Source organism: Candidatus Symbiopectobacterium sp., from assembly GCF_020054415.1.
GTDB lineage: Bacteria > Pseudomonadota > Gammaproteobacteria > Enterobacterales > Enterobacteriaceae > Symbiopectobacterium.
Genome location: NZ_JAHWCO010000382.1, coordinates 1 through 2,836, shown reverse-complemented (window position 1 = coordinate 2,836; position 2,836 = coordinate 1). Strand labels below are relative to the sequence as shown.

At 54.5% G+C, this 2,836-nt stretch carries 1 protein-coding gene and 4 pseudogenes; 2 read left to right on the top strand and 3 right to left on the bottom strand.

The features are described from left to right. Positions 1-85: pseudogene (locus QZ506_RS11350) on the top strand (lipoprotein); the annotation flags it as partial. A 47-nt stretch (positions 86-132) separates the two neighbouring features. Then, positions 133-1,674: pseudogene (locus QZ506_RS11345) on the top strand (YgiQ family radical SAM protein); the annotation flags it as partial. Between the two features lie 9 nt (positions 1,675-1,683). On the opposite strand, the pseudogene QZ506_RS11340 reads toward QZ506_RS11345, so the two are convergent. The 3 genes and pseudogenes from QZ506_RS11340 to QZ506_RS11330 form a co-directional block, all read right to left on the bottom strand. Further along, positions 1,684-2,232, bottom strand: a pseudogene (locus QZ506_RS11340) (RNA polymerase sigma factor). An 11-nt stretch (positions 2,233-2,243) separates the two neighbouring features. Then, entirely contained in the window at positions 2,244-2,648 is a 405-nt protein-coding gene (locus QZ506_RS11335) for a hypothetical protein (protein ID WP_291971143.1), read from the bottom strand. A gap of 102 nt (positions 2,649-2,750) precedes the next feature. After that, positions 2,751-2,836: pseudogene (locus tag QZ506_RS11330) on the bottom strand (lipoprotein); the annotation flags it as partial.

The window sequence follows — 2,836 nt, the reverse complement described above, 5'->3', positions numbered from 1 at the left end:
TCAGGTGGGTGAAGCCATGGCCATGGTCAAAGCGCTTAACCGGATCACGCTATTAGGAATGCCGAACAGTATTCGCATCACGTAACAATCGACCCGTATGGGGCGCAGTCATTACAGTTCTGATTTATTCAACAAAGCCCCGCCGTGCTGCGTAAAACTGCGCTGCCCGGTTGAACAGGGGTGGATTCCACGCGTCTGGATAGCACCGGTCGCATCGAACCTATTCTTAATCCCTACGGCGAAGACTTGCCCTGCGTCGCGCATACGGTAAAGGGTTCCACCAGCTGCAAGCCCATCACCGTGCGGGCACACAAGCCAAAGCCGTGGGAAAAAACCTATGTGTTGTTGCCCTCGTTTGAGAAGGTGAAAAACGGCAAGGTCATGTACGCGCATGCTTCGCGTATCCTGCACCACGAAACCAACCCGGGCAGTGCGTGTGCGCTGATGCAAAAACACGGTGACCGCTATGTGTGGATTAATCCACCGGCCATTCCGTTGCAAACGGATGAGATGGACGCGGTCTATGCCTTGCCGTATCAACGGGTGCCGCACCCCTCCTATGGTACATCGCGCATCCCGGCCTACGATACGATTCGCTTTTCCATCAACATCATGCGTGGCTGTTTTGGTGGATGTGCGTTCTGCTCGATCACCGAGCACGAAGGACGCATCATTCAAAGCCGTTCGCAAGAGTTGATTGTGCACGAGATTGAAGCGATCCGTGATGAAATTCCGGGATTTACAGGCATTATCTCTGATCTTGGTGGACCCACGGCCAACATGTACATGCTGCGCTGCCAGTCACCCAAAGCGGAGCAAACCTGTCGCCGTGCTTCTTGCGTCTACCCAGAAATTTGCGCACACATGGATACCAACCATGAGCCGACCATTCAGCTCTATCGACGTGCCCGTGCCCTGAAAGGTGTCAAGAAGGTGCTGATCGCTTCTGGGGTACGCTACGATCTGGCGGTGGAAGATCCACGCTATATCAAGGAATTGGCCGAACACCACGTGGGTGTTTACTTGAAGATTGCGCCTGAACACACGGAGCAGGGGCCATTATCGAAGATGATGAAACCTGGCATGGGCAGCTACCACCGTTTCAAAGAGCTGTTTGACACCTATTCGCGTCAGGCGGGCAAAGAGCAGTATCTGATACCGTACCTTATTGCTGCTCACCCTGGTACGCGCGATGAGGATATGGTCAATCTGGCGCTGTGGCTGAAAAAGAATCGCTTCCGGTTGGATCAGGTGCAAAATTTCTATCCTTCACCTCTCGCCAGTTCTACCACCACGTATTACAGCGGTAAGAATCCGCTTAGCAAGGTGGATTATCACAGTGAAGAGGTGGTGGTGCCACGTGGCGATCGCCAGCGCCGTTTGCATAAGGCGCTGCTGCGCTATCACGATCCGGCTAACTGGGCGCTGATCCGCGAGGCGTTAACCGCGATTGGCATGAAGCACCTGATCGGTAATCGCCGCGAATGTCTGGTGCCGGTAGCAACGGTCGATGAGCGCCGCAATGCCAAACCCTATAACAAAAGAAATACGGCGCAGGATAAAACCGCGCAGCCCGCGCTCACCCGTTTCACGGGGGAAGGCCGGCGGCCAGCGGTGAAAAAAGCGTTGGAAAAGCAAGCAATAAGCAGGAGCAAACCGGCAAGCGGTGAGTGAGCGGTCGCCTCACGCTTGTGTCACGGCCTGATAAAGCCACTGTAGCCGGACGCGCAGAAACTGCACGGCCTGATGCTTACGTGACAGCAGGGTTTCCACGGGGATGCCGGTCTCCTGTGCCAGTTGTTTGAAGCTGTAACCCTGCAACTCCGTTTTCTCAAAGGCTTCTCGTTGCAGCGCGGGCATCTCTTCCAGCGCTGCCGCCAGCTCTTCCCACACCAGTTGGTACAGATAGGCATCTTCTGCGCTATCAGGCGGACTGAACAGAATATCGGCCAGTTAATCGCCTTCCGGCCAGCTCTCCGTTGCCATTTCCGTGAGCGATATGTCGTGCTGCTTGCGCGAGCGATCGACCAACTCGTTGCGCGCAGCACGAAATAGCCAGGCAGAAACATGCTCTATCGGATCGAGGTAGCTGTCGGCTTTGAGCAGCCGCTAGCTGATTTCCTGAAAGATATCTTCCGCTTCAGTCGTGCTGTGCGTACGTCGAGAGATAAACGCACGCAGTCGTCGTTGACAGGCTTCAAGCGCAGTGAGCAGAACGTTTTGCCTTTGCATGGCGTCAGCCATTACTCCGTTTTTCTGCTTTGGTCGGCGGGTTTATCGCTTGCCACCGGGGTGTCATCCTGATGGTCATGACACGCTTGATGCCTACCACGACGGTGCGCAAAAGGGGCGTGATGAAAACGGTGTCCGCAGCGCTCCCCATGTGGACCAAATCCCCGCTGGTGGAAAAAGGCATCGCGCTGTTCCTGACTCATGGATAACCAACGCTCACGCATTTCGCGCCCGTGGCGGCCAGAAAATCCCCGATAGCCTATGCCACAAAACAGCATCTTACACAGGATCATCAGCCCCAGCGCTTGGAAAAAGCCAATGCTTTGGACGCCAAAAATGGCGGGCAGCAAGGCATTCCAAAGCAGCATGACCAGTGTGGCAATCGCCACAACCTCCAGCAGCCCAATACCCAGCATTTTAAATTTACGATCGTGCATGTCATCTACTTCGTGTTGTTCTGATAGGCTTTGTTGAATAAATCAGAACTTGTAACGACTGCGCCCCATACGGTTCGATTGTTACGTGATGCGAATACTGTTCGGCATTCCTAATAGCGTGATCCGGTTAAGCGCTTTGACCATGGCCATGGCTTCACCCACCTGAG